Annotated in this window: 14 protein-coding genes; 12 read left to right on the top strand and 2 right to left on the bottom strand. The window is 71.6% G+C overall.

The window, feature by feature from the left end:
• Nucleotides 1-90: 90 nt before the first annotated feature.
• The 4 genes from IPG72_03790 (at nucleotide 91) to IPG72_03775 (ending at nucleotide 5,281) form a co-directional block, all read left to right on the top strand.
• On the top strand, nucleotides 91-2,286 hold the full coding sequence (locus IPG72_03790) for a serine hydrolase (GenBank protein ID MBK6768150.1): 2,196 nt from the start codon (nucleotides 91-93) through the stop codon (nucleotides 2,284-2,286).
• Nucleotides 2,271-3,134 carry a peptidoglycan editing factor PgeF gene (gene pgeF / locus IPG72_03785; GenBank protein ID MBK6768149.1) on the top strand — a complete coding sequence of 288 codons (864 nt, stop codon included), beginning with the start codon at nucleotides 2,271-2,273 and terminating at the stop codon, nucleotides 3,132-3,134. Before IPG72_03790 ends, pgeF begins: the two co-directional genes overlap by 16 nt.
• A 106-nt stretch (nucleotides 3,135-3,240) precedes the next feature.
• Nucleotides 3,241-3,885 carry a pyridoxamine 5'-phosphate oxidase gene (gene pdxH / locus IPG72_03780; protein ID MBK6768148.1) on the top strand — a complete coding sequence of 215 codons (645 nt, stop codon included), beginning with the start codon at nucleotides 3,241-3,243 and terminating at the stop codon, nucleotides 3,883-3,885.
• 112 nt (nucleotides 3,886-3,997) lie between these two features.
• Nucleotides 3,998-5,281, top strand: coding sequence for a hypothetical protein (locus tag IPG72_03775; GenBank protein MBK6768147.1), 1,284 nt, complete (start codon nucleotides 3,998-4,000; stop codon nucleotides 5,279-5,281).
• Nucleotides 5,282-5,296: 15 nt separating this feature from the next.
• Here the strand turns inward: IPG72_03775 and IPG72_03770 are convergent, their stop codons facing one another.
• The gene (locus tag IPG72_03770; GenBank protein ID MBK6768146.1) at nucleotides 5,297-6,643 is read right to left on the bottom strand and encodes an FAD-dependent oxidoreductase; all 1,347 of its coding nucleotides are present in this window, start codon (nucleotides 6,641-6,643) and stop codon (nucleotides 5,297-5,299) included.
• Nucleotides 6,644-6,872: 229 nt separating this feature from the next.
• Here IPG72_03770 and IPG72_03765 point away from each other — a divergent pair, with 229 nt between their 5' ends.
• The 8 genes from IPG72_03765 to IPG72_03730 are packed head-to-tail and all read left to right on the top strand — an operon-like array spanning nucleotide 6,873 to nucleotide 15,454.
• Nucleotides 6,873-9,203, top strand: coding sequence for a heavy metal translocating P-type ATPase metal-binding domain-containing protein (locus IPG72_03765; GenBank protein ID MBK6768145.1), 2,331 nt, complete (start codon nucleotides 6,873-6,875; stop codon nucleotides 9,201-9,203).
• Nucleotides 9,200-9,340: a cbb3-type cytochrome oxidase assembly protein gene (locus tag IPG72_03760; GenBank protein ID MBK6768144.1), complete on the top strand. Its 141-nt coding sequence runs from the start codon at nucleotides 9,200-9,202 to the stop codon at nucleotides 9,338-9,340. The genes IPG72_03765 and IPG72_03760 overlap by 4 nt, the downstream gene beginning before the upstream one ends.
• Nucleotides 9,340-11,646, top strand: coding sequence for a cytochrome-c oxidase, cbb3-type subunit I (gene ccoN, locus IPG72_03755; GenBank protein MBK6768143.1), 2,307 nt, complete (start codon nucleotides 9,340-9,342; stop codon nucleotides 11,644-11,646). Before IPG72_03760 ends, ccoN begins: the two co-directional genes overlap by 1 nt.
• A gap of 10 nt (nucleotides 11,647-11,656) precedes the next feature.
• Nucleotides 11,657-11,821, top strand: coding sequence for a CcoQ/FixQ family Cbb3-type cytochrome c oxidase assembly chaperone (locus IPG72_03750; GenBank protein ID MBK6768142.1), 165 nt, complete (start codon nucleotides 11,657-11,659; stop codon nucleotides 11,819-11,821).
• Nucleotides 11,822-11,843: 22 nt separating this feature from the next.
• Nucleotides 11,844-12,404 (top strand): c-type cytochrome, encoded by a 561-nt coding sequence (locus tag IPG72_03745; protein MBK6768141.1) that lies wholly within the window; start codon nucleotides 11,844-11,846, stop codon nucleotides 12,402-12,404.
• A gap of 1 nt (nucleotide 12,405) precedes the next feature.
• On the top strand, nucleotides 12,406-13,911 hold the full coding sequence (gene ccoG / locus IPG72_03740; protein MBK6768140.1) for a cytochrome c oxidase accessory protein CcoG: 1,506 nt from the start codon (nucleotides 12,406-12,408) through the stop codon (nucleotides 13,909-13,911).
• Complete coding sequence (locus IPG72_03735) at nucleotides 13,908-14,579, top strand: sulfite exporter TauE/SafE family protein (protein MBK6768139.1); 672 nt, start codon at nucleotides 13,908-13,910, stop codon at nucleotides 14,577-14,579. Before ccoG ends, IPG72_03735 begins: the two co-directional genes overlap by 4 nt.
• The gene (locus IPG72_03730) at nucleotides 14,576-15,454 is read left to right on the top strand and encodes a hypothetical protein (protein ID MBK6768138.1); all 879 of its coding nucleotides are present in this window, start codon (nucleotides 14,576-14,578) and stop codon (nucleotides 15,452-15,454) included. Before IPG72_03735 ends, IPG72_03730 begins: the two co-directional genes overlap by 4 nt.
• Nucleotides 15,455-15,669: 215 nt before the next feature.
• On the opposite strand, the gene IPG72_03725 is transcribed toward IPG72_03730, so the two are convergent.
• Nucleotides 15,670-16,320, bottom strand: coding sequence for a Crp/Fnr family transcriptional regulator (locus IPG72_03725; protein ID MBK6768137.1), 651 nt, complete (start codon nucleotides 16,318-16,320; stop codon nucleotides 15,670-15,672).
• Between the last annotated feature and the right edge of the window lie 153 nt (nucleotides 16,321-16,473).

The following is a 16,473-nucleotide window of genomic DNA, read 5'->3' as shown; positions in this document are numbered from 1 at the left end:
ATCGACGGAAGGCCGGAATCGCTTGACGAGGCTGTCAAGTTCGCTTTACACTCATGCGCACCACGCCCCCGCTGCCCAGGAGTCCCGACGATGTCGCCGAAGATCCGCTCGCTCGCCGCAATGCTGCTGCTCACGGTTGCCGTGCTGCTCGTGCCGCTGCTGATCGCGCCCGTCCGCGCGGCGCGCCCGCTCCCCGGGGCGATCGACAAGCCATCGATGCTCACCGCGTCCGGCCTCACCGCGTCCGGCCTTCGTTCGGCCGCGCAGGCCGAATCGCCCCTGTCGCCCCTGTCGCCCCTGTCGCGCTTGGCACGCCTGGCGAACGCGCCGGATGTCCTCGAGCAGACGACGGCGCTCGAGGCGATCCAAGCCTATCGCGCATCCGACGGCGACCACGCGACGACGTCGGACGGGCTGGCCGGCGCGCAGCAGGCGGACCCGTACGCCGCGATCGACGCATGCATGGCGGCCGAGATGCAGGCCAAGGGCGTGCCGGGCGCGCAGGTGGCGGTGATGCTGGACGGGCGGCTGACGTACGCCAAGGGGTACGGCGTGAAGAACGCGGCCCAAGGCGGCGATGTGGACGCCGACACGCTGTTCCGGATCGGGTCCGTCACGAAGATGATGACCGCCGCCGGGCTCATGCAGCAGGTCGAGCAGGGCAAGATCGATCTCCAGCAGCCGCTGTCCGTCGCGCTGCCCGGCTTCGGGATCGGCGGCGCGTGGGACAGCCCCGGCGTGGACGGCGACGATCTCACGCCCTGGCACCTTCTCACGCACTCGTCGGCCTACCCGGACAGCCTGTTCATCACCACCGGCGGCATCGCCGGCCCGACGACGCCGGGCAGCCTGGCCGCGTGGGCCGTCGCCAACGTGACGACGACGCTGCACGCCCCGCCGGGGACGTTCTGGAACTACAGCAACCCGAACTTCTCGCTGGCCGGCGCGGCGATCGAGCGGCTGAGCGGCATGTCCTACAACGACTACATGCGCCAGAAGGTCTGGGGACCGGCGGCGATGACGCAGACGATGCTCCTGGCGAGCGACGCGGCGGCGTACGGCAACACGACGTTCGGGCACTACATCGACGCCGCGACCGGCATGCCGCGGATCGACGCGGTCGACGCCTACGACAACTGGCCGGCCGCTCCGGCCGGCTTCGCCTTCTCGACGACGACGGACCTCGTGAAGTGGGCCGATCTGCTCATGCGCGGCGGCGCGCCGGTGCTATCGACGGCGTCCGTGACCGCGATGACGAGCCGGCAGATGGAGCTCATGCTCGGCGATCAGGCGTACGGCTATGGGATCTTCGTCGAGCGCGATCTCGGCCTCGACCCGATCCTGAGCCACGGCGGGAACATTCCTGGATGGGGCGCCTACGTGATCTGGGTGCCCGAGCGACGCATGGCGGTGGCCACCCTCGGCAACACGACCGCTTCGATGGACCGCACGGCCGGCTGCGCCGTCGTGAACGTCCTCGGCCTCAGCGCCCCGACGCCCGCCGCATCGCCGACGCCGGGTCCGACCGCGACGCCGCAGCCGGCGCCGACGGCGGACGTCGTGGCGCTCGGCCGCTACGCCGGGCGCTACGGCGGGCTGTTCGTGGACGGCAGCGTCATCACGACAACGCTCTCCGTGAGCGGCACGCAGCTCGCCGCGACGTTCGCCGACGCCATCGCGCCGGGGGTGGACTACGTGACCGCGCTGCCGCAAGTCGGGCCGAACATCTTCCTGCTCGACCTGAACGGCGACGCGGTGCCCGACGTGTCGCTCGACTTCCTCGACGCCGCCGGCGCACCCGCCGTCGGCATGGCGACGCCGCGCTGGCTGCGATCGCGGGTCTACGTGGCGACGTACCAGGGTCCGGTTGGGCCGGCGATGACGGCCACGGCCACCGCGACCGCCAGCGGCTCGACGCCCATCCCGACCGCGTCCGATGTTCCGCCGACCCCGACGCCGACCTACGTTCCGCCGACCCCGACCATCACGCCCCAGGAAACGTCCGCCGGCCCGACGGTCGCCCCCACCGCGCTGCCCACCGGCCGCCCGACCGTCCCGACCGCAGGGCCGATCCTGTGCCCCCAAGTCGAGCCGAAGGTGCCGGCCGCCCTCCTCGCCGCCGCCATGGCCAACCCGCAGGCCGTCGGCGGCTACGATCAGCCGTGCCGGCGCAACGTGCCGCTCGGCCCGTACAACACCAAGCGCCGCTCACTCACGCTCCTGAACAACGCGCTGCCCTATCACCCGCTCTTCAACCCGCTGACCTTCCAGTGCGGCTGCCGCTGATCCAGCCGCCCCCGACAACGCCCTTCGGCTGGCACATCTCGGCCCCTCCCGTCCCCTTGCTGCGCTCGGCGCTCCTGGACGGACTCGACGGCCTGCGCCACGCCTTCACGACGCGCAACGGCGGCGTCAGCGCCGCGCCGTATGCCGCGCTGAACCTCGGCCTGCACGTCGGCGACGCGGCGGAGGCGGTCGTCGCGAACCGCGCGGCCGTCGCCGCAGCGCTCGGGCTGGACGCGGGCGCGCTCGTGCTCGCCGAACAGGTCCACGGCGCGGACGTCGCCGTCGTCGGCTCGGCCGATCGCGGCCGCGGTGCATTGCGGCCGGCCACCGCCCTGCCCGGCTGCGACGTCCTCGTGACGGCCGAGCCCGGCGTGGCGCTCGTCGCCCTCGCGGCGGACTGCGTCCCGATCCTGCTGGCCGACCCCGTCCGCCGGACGGCGGCGGCCGTCCACGCCGGCTGGCGGGGCACGGTGGCGGGGGCCGCCGGCGCGGCGGTCCGCGCGATGGCCGCGCTCGGGAGCCGCCCGGGCGACGTTCGCGCCGCGATCGGCCCGTGCATCGGCGTCGAGCACTACGACGTGGGCGGGAACGTGGCGGACGCGGCCGCCGCGGCGTGGCCCGACGACGCCGCGCGCTGGATCGTGGACCGGCGCGGCGCGACGGCGTTCGATCTGGCGGCCGCGAATCGCGATCAGCTCGTGGCCGCCGGCCTGGCGCCGGATCATGTGGCGATGTGCGGGATATCGACGGCCGGCGATGTCGGCACGTGGTTCTCGCACCGGGCGGAGGGGGGACGGACGGGGCGGCAGGCCGGGATCGTCGGCTGGGCGCCGGGCACCACCGGCTGAGCCGAGCGCGTCCGGCCGAGCCGGCCACTATAATCCGCGCCCATACCCGCTCCCATACCCGCGCCCATACCCGCTCCCATACCCCGAACACCCCGCAGGTCAGCGCATGCCCCCACCCGACGCCGACGAACCCTCGTTCAACAAGGTCGATGCGGCCGCGACGCCCATGGCCCAGTTCGAGCGTTGGTGGACGGAGTGGCGCGTGGTCACATCGTCAGGCGTGCCCGACAGGTCGGCCGATCCGTCGGCCGTCGCCCTCGCCACGGCGAGCGCCGAGGGCCGTCCTTCGGCGCGGATGGTGCTCCTCAAGGAGTTCGACGCGGGCGGATTCGTGTTCTTCACGAACACCGAGAGCCGCAAGGGACAAGAGCTGGCCGCGAACGGCTGGGCGTCATTGCTGTTCCACTGGCCGGCGATGGGCCGCCAGGTGCGAGCCGAGGGTCCGGTCGCGCCGATCGACGCCGCGGCCAGCGACGCCTATTTCGCGACGCGGGCGCGCGACAGCCGGATCGGCACGTGGGCCTCCTTGCAGAGCACCGTCCTGGCGGATCGGGCGGCGCTCGTCGCCCGCGTCGCCGAGACCGAGGCGCGGTTCGCGGGCGCCGACGTGCCCCGACCGCCGCACTGGGGCGGCTACCGCCTGACGCCGGACGCGGTGGAGTTCTGGCAGGCGCGCCCCCACCGCTTGCACGATCGCCTGCGCTATCGGCCGCACGGCGCGGGCTGGGCCATCGAGCGGCTGGCGCCGTGAAGCCCCCGACGAATCCACCGGAGTCCGACCGTCCCGGCGCCGTTTCGGCGTGATACACCGCCGGGATGCCGCGTTGACACCCCCGCAACACCAACGCGCACGAGGATTTCCCATGCCCCCCAACCGCACCGCCGCGACGACCCTCGCCGCCATCGCCGCACTTTCCGCCGTGCTCGCGACGTCGACCACCCACCGGACGCGCCCCGCGATCGGGGCCGTCATCGCCGCCCCCGCCAACCCGGCCGCCCGCATCACACAGCTCGACCCGATCATCTCGCTGACCGTCGTCGGCCGGCTCGACGGCCGATGGCTCGGCCTCGACGTCCAGGGCGACCGCGTGTACGGCGTCGACGCCGAGCAGCGCCTGCTCGTCGTCAGCGTCGCCGATCCGTCCGCGCCGGCCGTTGTCGGGCAGGTCGACCTGCCGACGCAGGCCGAGGACGTCGCGGTGGCCGGCGGGGCGGCGGTGCTGGCGATGGGCTCGAGCGGCCTGTGCGTCAGCACGCTGGGCGATGGGACGCGGCCGGCGGCGCCGGCGTGCGTCGGCTCGGACGGCTACGCCCAGGATGTCGCGGCGGCCGGCGCGTTCGGCTACGCGGCCAGCGGCTCGATCGGGTTGCAGGTGGCCAACGTCGCCAGCCCTGCCCGGCCGGCGTGGGTGAACCGGATCACGTATCCCAACGACGACGCGTCCGGCGTCACCGTCGCCGGCAACGTGCTGTTCGAGGCGAACGGCGCGAACGGCATCTACGCCTACGACCTGACCCGCCCCGAGGCGCCGAGCGCGTTCGGCTCGCTGCCGCTGTCGCAGCCGGCGCGTCACATGAGCGCCGCCGGCGACCTGGCCGTCGTCGGCCTCGGCGTGTTCGCCCCCACCGAGAGCGGCGGTGTCACCGTGTTGGACGTCACGAACCCGCGCGCGCCGGCGATCAAGGGCACGCTGTCCGGCCTGCGGTTCGTCCGCCGCACCGCCCTTTCCGGACGCGACTACGCCCTCGCCGTCGACGGCCCCGGCGGCCTTCACGTCATCGACGTCCGCCGCCCCGACGCACCGCGCCTCGTGGCCGCCTACTTCGCCTCGGACGCACGCGATGTGGCCGCGTCGGGCGGCTCGGCCACCGGCGGCCTCGTGTTCGTCGCCGATCGCCTGACCGGCCTGACGATTCTCCGCCTGACCGCGGCCACCCCGACCCCGACGCCCACCTTCACGCGGACGCCGACCGCCACGTCGACCCCGACGCCCACCTCCACCCGCACGCCGACCGCCACGTCGACGCCGGTGCGCTACGGCCTGTGGCTGCCGCGCGTCCTGCGCAACGAGGACGTCGCCCCAACACCGACGCCCCTCCCGACCGTCGAGGCGACACCCAACGCGCCAACCGATTCACCCCGGTAGGGGCACGGCGTGCCCCTACAAATGCGCGATCACCGCCTCCGCCGCCATCCGTCCGCTCAACAATGCCCCGTCGATCGATGCGTTCGTCCGGTGATCGCCCGCCACGAACAACCCCGCGCCGAGGATGTGCGGCCGGACGGGCGGCACGAGGCGGCCCGGGGATTGATCGGGCAGCGCCTCGGCAATGCGGTAGGTCCGCAGGTGCCGCCAGTCGTCGACGACCGTGCCGAACCAGCCGCGCAGCTGGGCGCGCACGGACGCTTCGAGGGCCGCGTCGTCGTCTTGCGGCAGTCCGATGACGGTCGCCGAGACCAGGGCGCGACCCGGGGGAGCGTAGGCGCTCGATACGGCGCTCATGACGGCCAGGTTCGTCACCGGACCTTCGCCCATGCCGTCGAGCGCCAGGACGGGTGCGGCGATGGGCGGCTCCGGCGCGTCGAAGTAGAGGCACGTCAACCCGCGTCCGCGGCGCGGCGGGGTCGCGGACTCCAACAGCCGCGCCGCGGCCAGCTCATCGGTGGCCACGACGATGGCGCGCGCGGAGAGAATGTCGCCCGAGCGGAGCGTGGCGTGGGCCAGCGCGGCACGACCGTCCGTCGGGTCGAGCGCCGCGATGGCTTGCACCGGCGTGTCGAGCACCACGGTGCCGTGCGGCAGCCGGCCGGCCAACTGAAGGGCGATGGCCCCCATCCCGTGCTCCGGCACGGTGGTCGTGCCGGCGGCGAACATCCGCCAGACGAACGCGAACATCCGGGCGCTCGTCTGCAGATCGAGGTCGGCGAACACGCCGCCGAGGAAGGGCCGGAAGAAGCGGTCGATCATCCCGTCGCTGATGCCCGCCTGGGCGAGCGCGTCGGCCGTGGGGATGTCCGGCCATGTCCAGCGCTCGTCGTCGTCGGGCGCATTGATCGCGCCGGTCAGGCGCATGAGGCGCACCTTGTCCGCCAAGCTGCCGATCGGCGCGCGCGCGTGGCGGATCGCGTCGAACAGCCGGCGGGTCGGATCGGCCGCCAGGTGGAACCGGCCGTCCGCCCAAACCAGCGCACCCGGATAGAACGGCTGGAGCACAAGCCGATCGAAGTCCAGCGCCGCGCGGGCTTCCGGATAGGCCGTCGGCAGCACCTGGAAGCCACGGTCGAGGAGGAACCCGTCCACTTCGTCCGTCCGCACCCGGCCGCCGACGCCGTCACCGGCCTCGAGCACGACCGTCCGAACACCCGCCTCGGCCAGCAGCCCGGCGCAGCGCAGCCCGGCCAAGCCGGCGCCGATGACGAGAACATCGGCGTCGTGGGGGGGCTGGGTGGGCGGGGCGGGCGGGAAGGAGACGGCAGTCGGTTCGCCCGCCGGAGCGGCGAGGGGCATGGAATCGTCGGTGTTCACGCGGCGTTCGTGCCTTCCGGGAGGGGCGGGGCGGGTGAGGCGGGGAGTGTAGCGCGGATGGGGTGGGGCTGGAAGCGCAGCGGCGGAGGAGACAACGGCTGAAGCCGTTGACTCCTTGACGACGTCCCGCCCCATCCGCTCCCGCGACGTCCCACACTATGACCCCCGTCATGCACCCCCCACCCCACCCCCCTTCATACTGAACCCCGCCATGAGCCTGACCGCCCAAGCCCCCCCCCTGCCCGTCCGCCCAACCGCAGGCGCTGCCGTCTGCCTGCACTGCGGCAACGCCGTCCCGCGCAGCCGCAGCGACGGGTACTGCTGTGCCGGCTGTCTGGCGGTGCATCGCTTGCTGTCGGAAGCCGGGCTCGACGGTTACTACCAGTTGCGCCCGCGGCACATCCGGCCGCTGCTCGATTACTTCGAGCGCCGGGCGTCGCTCGAGTGGCTCGACGACCACCCGGGCGCGCGCGCGGGGCAGTTGAACCTGGCCGTCGAGGGCATCCAGTGCGCGGCATGCGTCTGGGCGATCGACAAGCTGGCACGGCGGGACGGGCTCGTCCGGCTGGGCGTGAACTCGGCCTTGGGCCAATTGAGCTTACGGTTCGATCCGCAGCGGTTCGATGTGCGCGGCTACCTCGAGACCTTGGCGGACTTCGGCTACCGCGTCCGGCCGAGCGAGCAAGGGGCGGGCGCCGATCCAAGCCGCGGCCTGCTGCTCAGGCTCGGCGTGTGCGCGGCCATCACGCTGAACACGATGTCGTTCTCGCTGCCGTTCTATCTCGGGCTCAGCGAGGCCGGCGGCGACCTGCAGGCCTGGCTGCGCGGCCTCAGCCTGCTCCTCACGACCGTCGCCGTGGCATATGGCGGCAGCTACTTCTTCGGCCGCGCCTGGCACGCGCTGCGCCACGGCATCGCCCACTTCGACATCCCGGTGGCCATCGGGCTCGCGGCGGCCTACGTCGGATCGCTGTGGGCGTTCGCCCATGGCCGCGCCGACGCGATGTACCTGGACTCGGTGAACGTCTTCCTGACGTTCATGCTCCTCGGCCGCTTTCTGCAGGAACGCACGCTCCTGGCCAACCGGCGGCGCCTGCTCACGTCGGACGCGTTCAGCCACGCCACCGTGACGGCGCTCGACCCGCAGCCGCGCGAGGTCCCGTGGGCCAAGGTGGGCGCCGGTCAGCGGCTGCTCCTCCAGCCGGGCAGCCTCTGCCCGGCCGAGGCCCGTCTCGACGGCGACCGCACGCTCGAGTTCGACCTCGCGTCGCTGACCGGCGAGCGCCAGCCGAGCGCGGTGGCTGCCGGCGAGACCGTGCGGGCCGGCGCGCGGCTGCTCAGCCGCCAGCCGGCGCGCGTGACGACGCTCCACGGCTTCGACGCATCGGCGCTGGCGGCGCTGCTGCCGCAGGAGCGCGGCCACGAGGACCTGCCCGTGCTCTGGCGTTGGAGCGTGAAGGTGTACGTGTTCGTCGTGCTGGCCGCGGCAATGGCCGGGCTCGTCGGCTGGTGGCCGCATGACCCGCAGCGGGCGGCGCAGGTCTTCATCTCCGTGCTCGTCGTCACGTGCCCGTGCGGCCTCGGCATCGCCGTGCCGCTGGCGCGGACGCTCGCCGATCAGCGGCTGGCGCGCAGCGGCGTCACGCTCCGGCAGCCGGGCGTGCTCGATCGCATCCTGGCGGTGCGTCAGGTCTGGTTGGACAAGACCGGCACGCTGACGCTGGCTGACCTCGAGCTGGCCGACGGCCGCCAACTCGATGCCCTCGCCGACGACGAGCGGCGGGCGCTGATGGGCGCCGCGGGTGCCAGCCGGCACCCGGTCAGCCGGGCGCTGTACCACGAGCTCGCGGCGCACGGCGAGCCGTATCCGGACGACGGCGTGGCCGAGGAGATCCCCGGCGAGGGCGTTCGCTACGTCGACGGCGCCGGCACATGGTTCCTCGGCCGGAGCATGAACGCCGACGGCCTCGCCTGGGCGGATCTGCGCCGCGACGGGCGGGCGGTGGCGACGTTCGGCCTCGTCGAGCGCGTCCTCATGGACGGGCCGCAGTCGGTCCGAAGACTGCGCGACCTCGGCCTCGGCGTCGGTTTGCTGAGCGGCGACCGACAGGGGCGCGTCGACGACATGGCGCGCCAGCTCGGGCTCACGCCGGACGAGACGCGCGCGGGTTGCAGCCCGCAGGACAAGGCGGACCGCGTCGCCGACCGGCCAAGCCTGATGCTCGGCGACGGCCTGAACGACGCGCTCGCCCTCGGCGGCGCGGCCGTCAGCGGCAGCCCGGCCTGGGAGCGCAGCGCGCTCTCCGACCAGAGCGACTTCAGCTTCGCCAGCGGATCGCTCGCCTGGCTGCCGGAGCTGTTCGACACGTCGCGGGCGCTACACCGGGCGCTGTGGGGGAACCTGATCTTCGCCTGGAGCTACAACATCGTCCTCGTCGCCCTGGCGCTGAGTGGGCGCTTCTCGCCCCTCCTGTGCGCCGTCACGATGCCGACGAGTTCGCTCATCGTCAGCGCCGCGACGACCCGGGCGCTGCGGCGATGAACGTGCTCATCGCGCTCATCTTCCTCAGCGTCATCCTGGCGGCGCTGGCCGTCGCCTTCTTTGTCTATTCCGTCCGCAACGAGGACATGGACCACAGTCTGCAGCTCTCGCTCAAGCCCTTGGAGGACGATCCGTGATCGAAGAACGCAATGTCACGTACGACGACGTATCGGTGCGCCGCTTTCTCTGGGCGTCCGTGCTTTGGGGCGCCGTCGGCATGCTCGTCGGCTTCATTATCGCCTCGCAGCTGGCGTTCTGGCAGCTGAACGGCGGGGGCTCGCTGCCCTGGCTGCAGTTCGGCCGCCTCCGGCCGCTGCACACGAACGCCGTGATCTTCGCGTTCGTCGGCAACATGATCTTCGCCGGCGTGTACTACAGCACGCAGAGACTGCTAAAGACCAGAATGGCGTCGGACTTCCTGTCGGCCATCCACTTCTGGGGCTGGCAGCTGATCATCGTCTCGGCCGCCCTGACGCTGCCGCTGGGCCTGACCCAGGGCAAGGAGTACGCCGAGCTGGAGTGGATCATCGACATCGCCATCGCCCTGGTGTGGGTGGCGTTTGCCGTGAACTTCTTCTGGACGCTGGTCAAGCGCAACGAGAAGAACCTGTACGTCGCGCTCTGGTTCTACATCGCCAGCATCCTGACCGTGGCGGTCCTGCACATCGTGAACAGCCTGGCGCTGCCGAGCGACGTGCTCCACTCCTACAGCGTGTTCGGCGGCGTGCAGGACGCGCTCGTGCAGTGGTGGTACGGCCACAACGCGGTGGCGTTCTTCCTGACCACGCCCGTGCTCGGGATCATGTACTACTTCATGCCAAAGGCGATCGGCAAGCCGGTCTACAGCTACCGGCTGTCGATCATCCACTTCTGGTCGCTCGTGTTCCTCTACATCTGGGCCGGGCCGCACCACCTCCTGAACAGCGCCCTGCCGGACTGGGCGCAGAACCTCGGGACGGTCTTCAGCGTCATGCTCTGGGCCCCGAGCTGGGGCGGCATGATCAACGGCCTGCTGACGCTGCGCGGTGCGTGGGACAAGCTGCGCACGGATCCGGTGGTGAAGTTCTTCGCCGCCGCCGTCACGTTCTACGGCATGGCCACCTTCGAGGGGCCGATGATGTCGATCCGCAGCGTGAACGCCCTGGCGCACAACACGGACTGGGTGATCAGCCACGTCCACGGCGGCGCCCTCGGCTGGAACGGCTTCATGGCGGCCGGCATGTTCTACTGGCTCGTGCCCCGGCTGTACCGCACGAAGCTCCACAGCGAGCGGCTGGCCAACCTCCACTTCTGGCTCGGCATGGTCGGGATCGTCCTCTACATGGCCTCGATGTACGTCAGCGGGATCACCCAGGGCCTGATGTGGCGGGCGCTCACCCCGGAGGGCACGCTCCTCTACCCGAACTTCCTCGAGAGCATCTCGGCCAGCCGCACGATGTACATGGTGCGCATGGTCGGTGGCCTGCTCTACCTGTCGATGTTCCTCGTCATGGCCTGGAACCTGATCAAGACGGCCCGCTCCGGCCGCGCCGAGACGACGACGGTCACGGTCAGCGTCGTGGCCAAGGCCAAGGGACCGAGCGCGATCCAGCTCCTCCTCTCGCCGGTCATGGGCCTCGTCGTCGTCGGCTTCCTGCTGTCGATGGCCCTTGGTGTGCGAAGCGTCCAGGTGGGCGCGGCCGTGCTCGTGGCGCTGCTGCTGTTCGCGGTCCTCGTCCGCACCGTGCGCGCCCGCGGCCTCGGCGTGTACGAGGGTACGAGCTGGCACGAGGTGCTCGAGGGCAAGGCGCTGCTGTTCACCGTGCTTGTCCTCGTGGCGGTGCTCGTCGGCGGCATGGTGCAGATCCTGCCGCTCGTCTTCTCGAAGGAGGCCCTCGCGCTCGAGCGCACCGCCACCCCGTATTCGCCGCTCGAGCTGGCCGGGCGGGACATCTTCCGGCGCGAGGGCTGCTACGTCTGCCACACCCAGATGATCCGGGCCCTCGCCTCCGAGTCCCTGCGCTACGGACCGCCGAGCGAGGCCTGGGAGTCCATGTACGACCACCCGTTCCAGTGGGGCAGCAAGCGCACCGGCCCGGACCTGGCGCGCGTCGGCGGCAAGTACCCCGACCTCTGGCACTACCGCCACATGCTCGACCCGCGCTCGACGTCGCAGGGCTCGATCATGCCGAGCTACGCCTTCCTGGCCGACACCCGCCTCGACCGCGAGCGGATCCCGCGCGTGATGACGACAATGCGCAAGCTCGGCGTGCCGTACGACGCGGCAGCGATCCAGGGCGCGTCCGCCGCGGCCGAAGCACAGGCGAAGTCGATCGCCGACGGCTTGGCCGTGTCCGGCGAGGCGGACGCCGCGCCGGACACGGAGCTGATCGCGCTGATCGCCTACCTGCAGAAGCTCGGCAAGGACCGGGCAACGATGTCGACGACATCGACGACGCCATGAGGAGGCCGATGTGCGCGCGATAATCACCGAAGGGCTGCCCGGCGACCCGGGACTGCTGCTGTTCCTGCTGGCATTCGTCGCCATCTTCACCGCCGTCGCCCTCTGGCAATGGCGTCCCGCCGCCCGCGCCGCCCAGGACCGCTTGGCGCTCATGCCGTTCGACGACCCGGACTGATGCGCACACGGAGGAGCTTACGATGAAGAACGAACGCCGCGACGTCGTTCGCGACCATGACTTCGACGGCATCCAGGAGTTCGACAACGAGCTGCCGCGCTGGTGGCTCGGCACGTTCGCATTGACGATCTTCGTCGCGCTCTTCTGGTGGACGACCCGCCAGACGTTCGGCACCGAGCCGACGCTGCGCGAGCAGCACGACCAGCAGTTCACGGCGCTCATGGCGCTGCAGGAGGAGAAGCTCGGCAAGGCGCCGACGGCCGACGAGGTCCTCGCGGCGGGGAAGGACCCCGCGGCGCTGGCGGACGGCAAGCTGACGTTCGAGACGACGTGCTTTGCCTGTCACGGCAGCCTGGGCGAGGGCAAGATCGGCCCGAACCTGACCGACGACTACTGGATCCACGGCGGCCGGCCGGATCAAATCGGAGCCACGGTCTACTCGGGGGTGCCGGAGAAAGGGATGCCGACGTGGCGCGGCGTGCTTAAGCCGGAGCAGATCGTGAACGCCTCGGCCTACGTCGTGTCGCTGAAGGGCAGCAACCCGCCCGGTGCCAAGGTGCCAGAAGGTACACCCGAACCGTAACGTGGACAGCCAGCCGATCACCCTCCACCAGCGCCGCGGCTCGATCCGCTCGGACGGCCGTCGCGACAAGGTGCGCGTCGCCGACGTGCACGGTCGCTTCACGAAGTGGCGCAAGCGGGCGTTCCTCGCGCTGATCGTGATCTACGCCGCCGCGCCGATGGTGCGCGTCGGCGGCAAGCCGCTGATCTTCCTCGACATCCTGAACCGGCGCTTCTTCCTGTTCGGGCAGACCTTCAACGCCCAGGACGCCTACCTGCTCTTCTTCCTCCTGGCCGGCGGCGTGCTGGCGATCTTCCTCGTCACGTCGCTTCTCGGCCGGCTGTGGTGCGGCTGGGCATGCCCGCAGACCGTGTTCCTCGAGGGCGTGTTCCGCCCGATCGAGCGCTGGCTGGAAGGCTCGAAGCACGAACAGGTCAGGCTGGCCAAGCAGCCGATGAACGCGCGCAAGCTGCGGATCCTCGTGACGAAGCACGCGCTGTACCTCGTGGCGGCGCTCGTCGTGTCGCACATCTTCATCAGCTACTTCGTGAGCCTCGAGCAGCTGCGCGAGTGGGTCTTCGTGTCCCCGCGCGAGCACTGGACGGCCTTCGTCTGGATGGCGGCGATCACCGGCGCGCTGTACTTCGACTTCGCCTGGTTCCGCGAGCAGACGTGCCTCGTCCTATGCCCGTACGGCCGCCTGCAGTCCGCCCTGACGGACGAGGACACCGTCGTCATCGGCTACGACGCCGTCCGCGGCGAGCCGCGCGGCAGCGTGCACACGCCGGGCGCCGGCGACTGCGTCGACTGCTTCCGGTGCGTCGAGGTCTGTCCGACCGCGATCGACATCCGCGAGGGGCTGCAGCTGGAGTGCATCGGCTGCGCGGCATGCATCGACGCCTGCGACGACGTGATGGCCAAGCTGAACCGGCCCCTCGGACTCGTGCGCTACGACTCGCTGCACGGCCTGGCGGGCGGTAAGACGCGCATGGGTCGGCCGAAGATCTATCTGTACGCCGTGATCCTGGCCGTGCTGGCCGGCACGGGTCTCGTCTTCGCCTACCAGCGCAAGCCGTTCGAGGCGACGCTCATCCGCCAGACCGGCGCCCCGTACGTCCTCGACGACGGCGCGTACCGCAACCAGTACTTCATCCACATCGTGAACAAGACGCCTCAGCGAAGCACGTTCGAGATCCGCGCCGTGCTGCCCGAAGGCGCGACCGCGATCCTCCCAATCCCGAGCGTCGAACTCGACAGCCTGACCGACCAGCGCGTGCCGGTGATCGTCAGCATGCCGGTGGATGCATACGAGAAGGCCGGCGAGGACGCGGGCGACAAAGTGGGCGACAAAGCGGGCGACGGAGCGGGCGACGGAGCGGGCGACGGAGCGGGCGACAAAGCGGGCGACGGAGCGAACGAGGATGGCGACGACGACGGCGACGACGGCACGTTCGACGTCATCGTCGAGACGCGTGATCGGAGCACGGGCTTGATCATCACGTCGCAACTGCAGTTCATCGGTCCATGACGGCGCTGCTGGACGCCCTCGAAGGGGCGCATGCCCACGCACACACCGCGGCGGGCGCGGCGGCGTTCTTCGCCCTCGGGCTGGCGGCCGGCATCCACTGCCTCGGGATGTGCGGGCCGCTGGCGTGCCTGCTCGGCCGACCGGAGCGAACGCCCTTCGCCAGCCTGGGCCTCTACCACGGCGCTCGGATCACGGCCTACAGCGCCGTCGGCGCGGCATTCGCGTCCATCGGCGCGCCGCTGCGGCCGGTGCTCAGCTGGCCGGTGCTGGCCGCGATCGGCACGCTGCCGCTCTTGTGGTACGCGCTGCGGCCTGCGGCGAACGCACCGCTGTTCCTGAGCCGATGGCACGGCGTCGGCGCCCGGCGCCTGCGGGGCCTGCGGCCTCCGGCCCGCGCGCTCGGCCTCGGCCTGCTGACGCCCCTCCTGCCGTGCGGCATGCTGTACGCCGCCGCCGGTGCCGCCGCGGCGGCGCCGAGCGTGCCTGCAGGCGCGGCGTGGATGGCGGCGTTCGCGGCCGGCACACTGCCGCTGCTCGTGCTCGGCCAGGCGGGATTCACGTGGGCCGCCCGCACGCAGCGGGGCGCCTGGGTGCCGCTCGTCCGGCGAGGCACGGCGCTCTTGGCCGCGCTGACGTTGATCGGGTTCGCGCTCATGGGGCCGATGTGACGGCCGTCCCCGTGGCCACATCCGTCGCCCGCCCGCCCGACGGCGCAGCCTCCCGGCCGCCCATCGACCGGCAGGCCTGGGTGAGCTTCGCGATCGCTTCCGTAGGCGGCGCGGTCGTGGCGTTCTACCCGCGGCTGCCGGACGCGGCGACGGTGGCGCTCGTGGCGTCGATGGCCGGCCTCGTGATCGTCAGCGAGTGGATCACGAGCGTGATGGACCGCTTTCGCGACAGCTCGGGGCCGGAGCCGGTGTCCCGGTCCGCGGCCGTGCCAAGGCGCAGCGACGCGCGGGGCATGGCGATCCTTGCGGGCTGCGTGATCCTCGCCGGGGCGTTCCTGTCGCAGCTGCCCGAGAGCGAGCGGCAGGCATGGATCGCCGTATTGGCCACCGTGGCCGCCGGCGTCGGCGTCCTGTTCCTGCTGCGGCTGGAGTGGGTGCCGGTCGATCGGCGCCTGCTCGTCCTGACGCATGTCCTCCTCACCGTGCCGTGCCTGCTCCTTGGCTTCCGGGCGTGGGGCGTCGGCGCCGCGCGGGCGTTTGCCGTCTGGGCACCTCTTGCGCTGTTCCTCCCCGGCGTCGTGCTCGTCGAGCGCGCCTGGATGGACGGTCCGACCGGCGCGCGGAACGCGCTGACGGTCGGGCTGCTGCCGACGCTGCTCGGCGCGGCGGGGCTGGCGCTGGCGGACCAGCGGCTCGTGGCCGCGTACTTCGCGCTCTGGACAGTCCGCGCCGGCGTCCTCGTTCTCGCCCGTCAGGCCAGCGACTCGACGGCGATCCCGAGCTTCCGGAGCATTCGCGCGTTCGGGCGGGAGACGTGTTGGTGGGTGGGGGGGTTTGTGGTCGCGTGGGTGGGGATGTGGGTGTGGGGGGGGTGAAGGCCGGCTGATGCTGCGGCCCGCTCGGCGATCCTCACGGGCCGATCGACACGCGTCGGCCACGCAGAAGCCCATGGTAGGGGCACGGCATGCCGTGCCCATCGTTCGAAATCACGACGACACCGCGGCTGCCGGACGGAAGAAGGGCACGGCATGCCGTGCCCCTACACGTACCTGGATTCGCGGTCGGCGCTGGTCGTTGGGTCCGTTCGGCCTCAATCGGCCATCAGGATCGCGTCCAACGCCCCCCGGTCCACCACCCGCACCTCGCCGCGCCCGCTCTCCAGCCAGCCCGCCTTCGTCCATGCGGACAGCTTGCGGATGCAGCTCTCGACGGTCGTGTTCACCATCTGCGCCAGCTCCTGGCGGGTGAACGGGATCGTCTCGCCGCCGAAGTGGCCGTCCAGGCGCAGGAGCGTGTAGGCCAGACGCTTGTCCACGCGCTCGACGTTCAGCGCGCAGTCGCAGTGGGCGTCGCAGAACCGCGGGGCCATCTCTTTGAGCAGGCGCTTGGCGAAGCCGGGCAGCTGCTCGAACAGCTCGAGGAACTTCGCCGCCGGGATCCGGACGATCTCGACGTCCGAGGCGGCGCGGGCCGAGCACGGGAACGGCCGGCCGAGCAGCGTCGCGGCGACGCAGAACGTCTGACCCGGGCCGTAGAACGCGATCAGGCTCTCCGCACCACCGCTCGATCCCTTGGCCATGTGGACGCGGCCGCTCTTGATCCACCACAGCGACCGCACGTCGTCGCCCTCGAGGTAGATCGCCTCGCCGCGGGCGTGGTGCTCGGTGACGCCGTAGGCGAGGAGGGTTTGGAGGTCCTCGTCGCTGAGGGCGAAGGTTTGGTCGGGGAGGGTGGGGATCATGGGCACGGAGGATACGCGCCCACCGCGTCGGCGTCCATTGCGTCCGGCCCAGCCGGGCTCGCGCGCGGCCAGCGCGTGCACCGCGACTCCGCGAGGCACCGACACGGTCTTCGCGGCTCGTCGACGATTGCCCATCCATGTTCGAGCCTTCAT

It is taken from the genome of Candidatus Avedoeria danica (genome assembly GCA_016703025.1).
Lineage (GTDB): Bacteria > Chloroflexota > Anaerolineae > Epilineales > Epilineaceae > Avedoeria > Avedoeria danica.
Note: the sequence above shows the minus strand (reverse complement) of the source record. Positions and strands in the feature narration are given on the sequence as shown.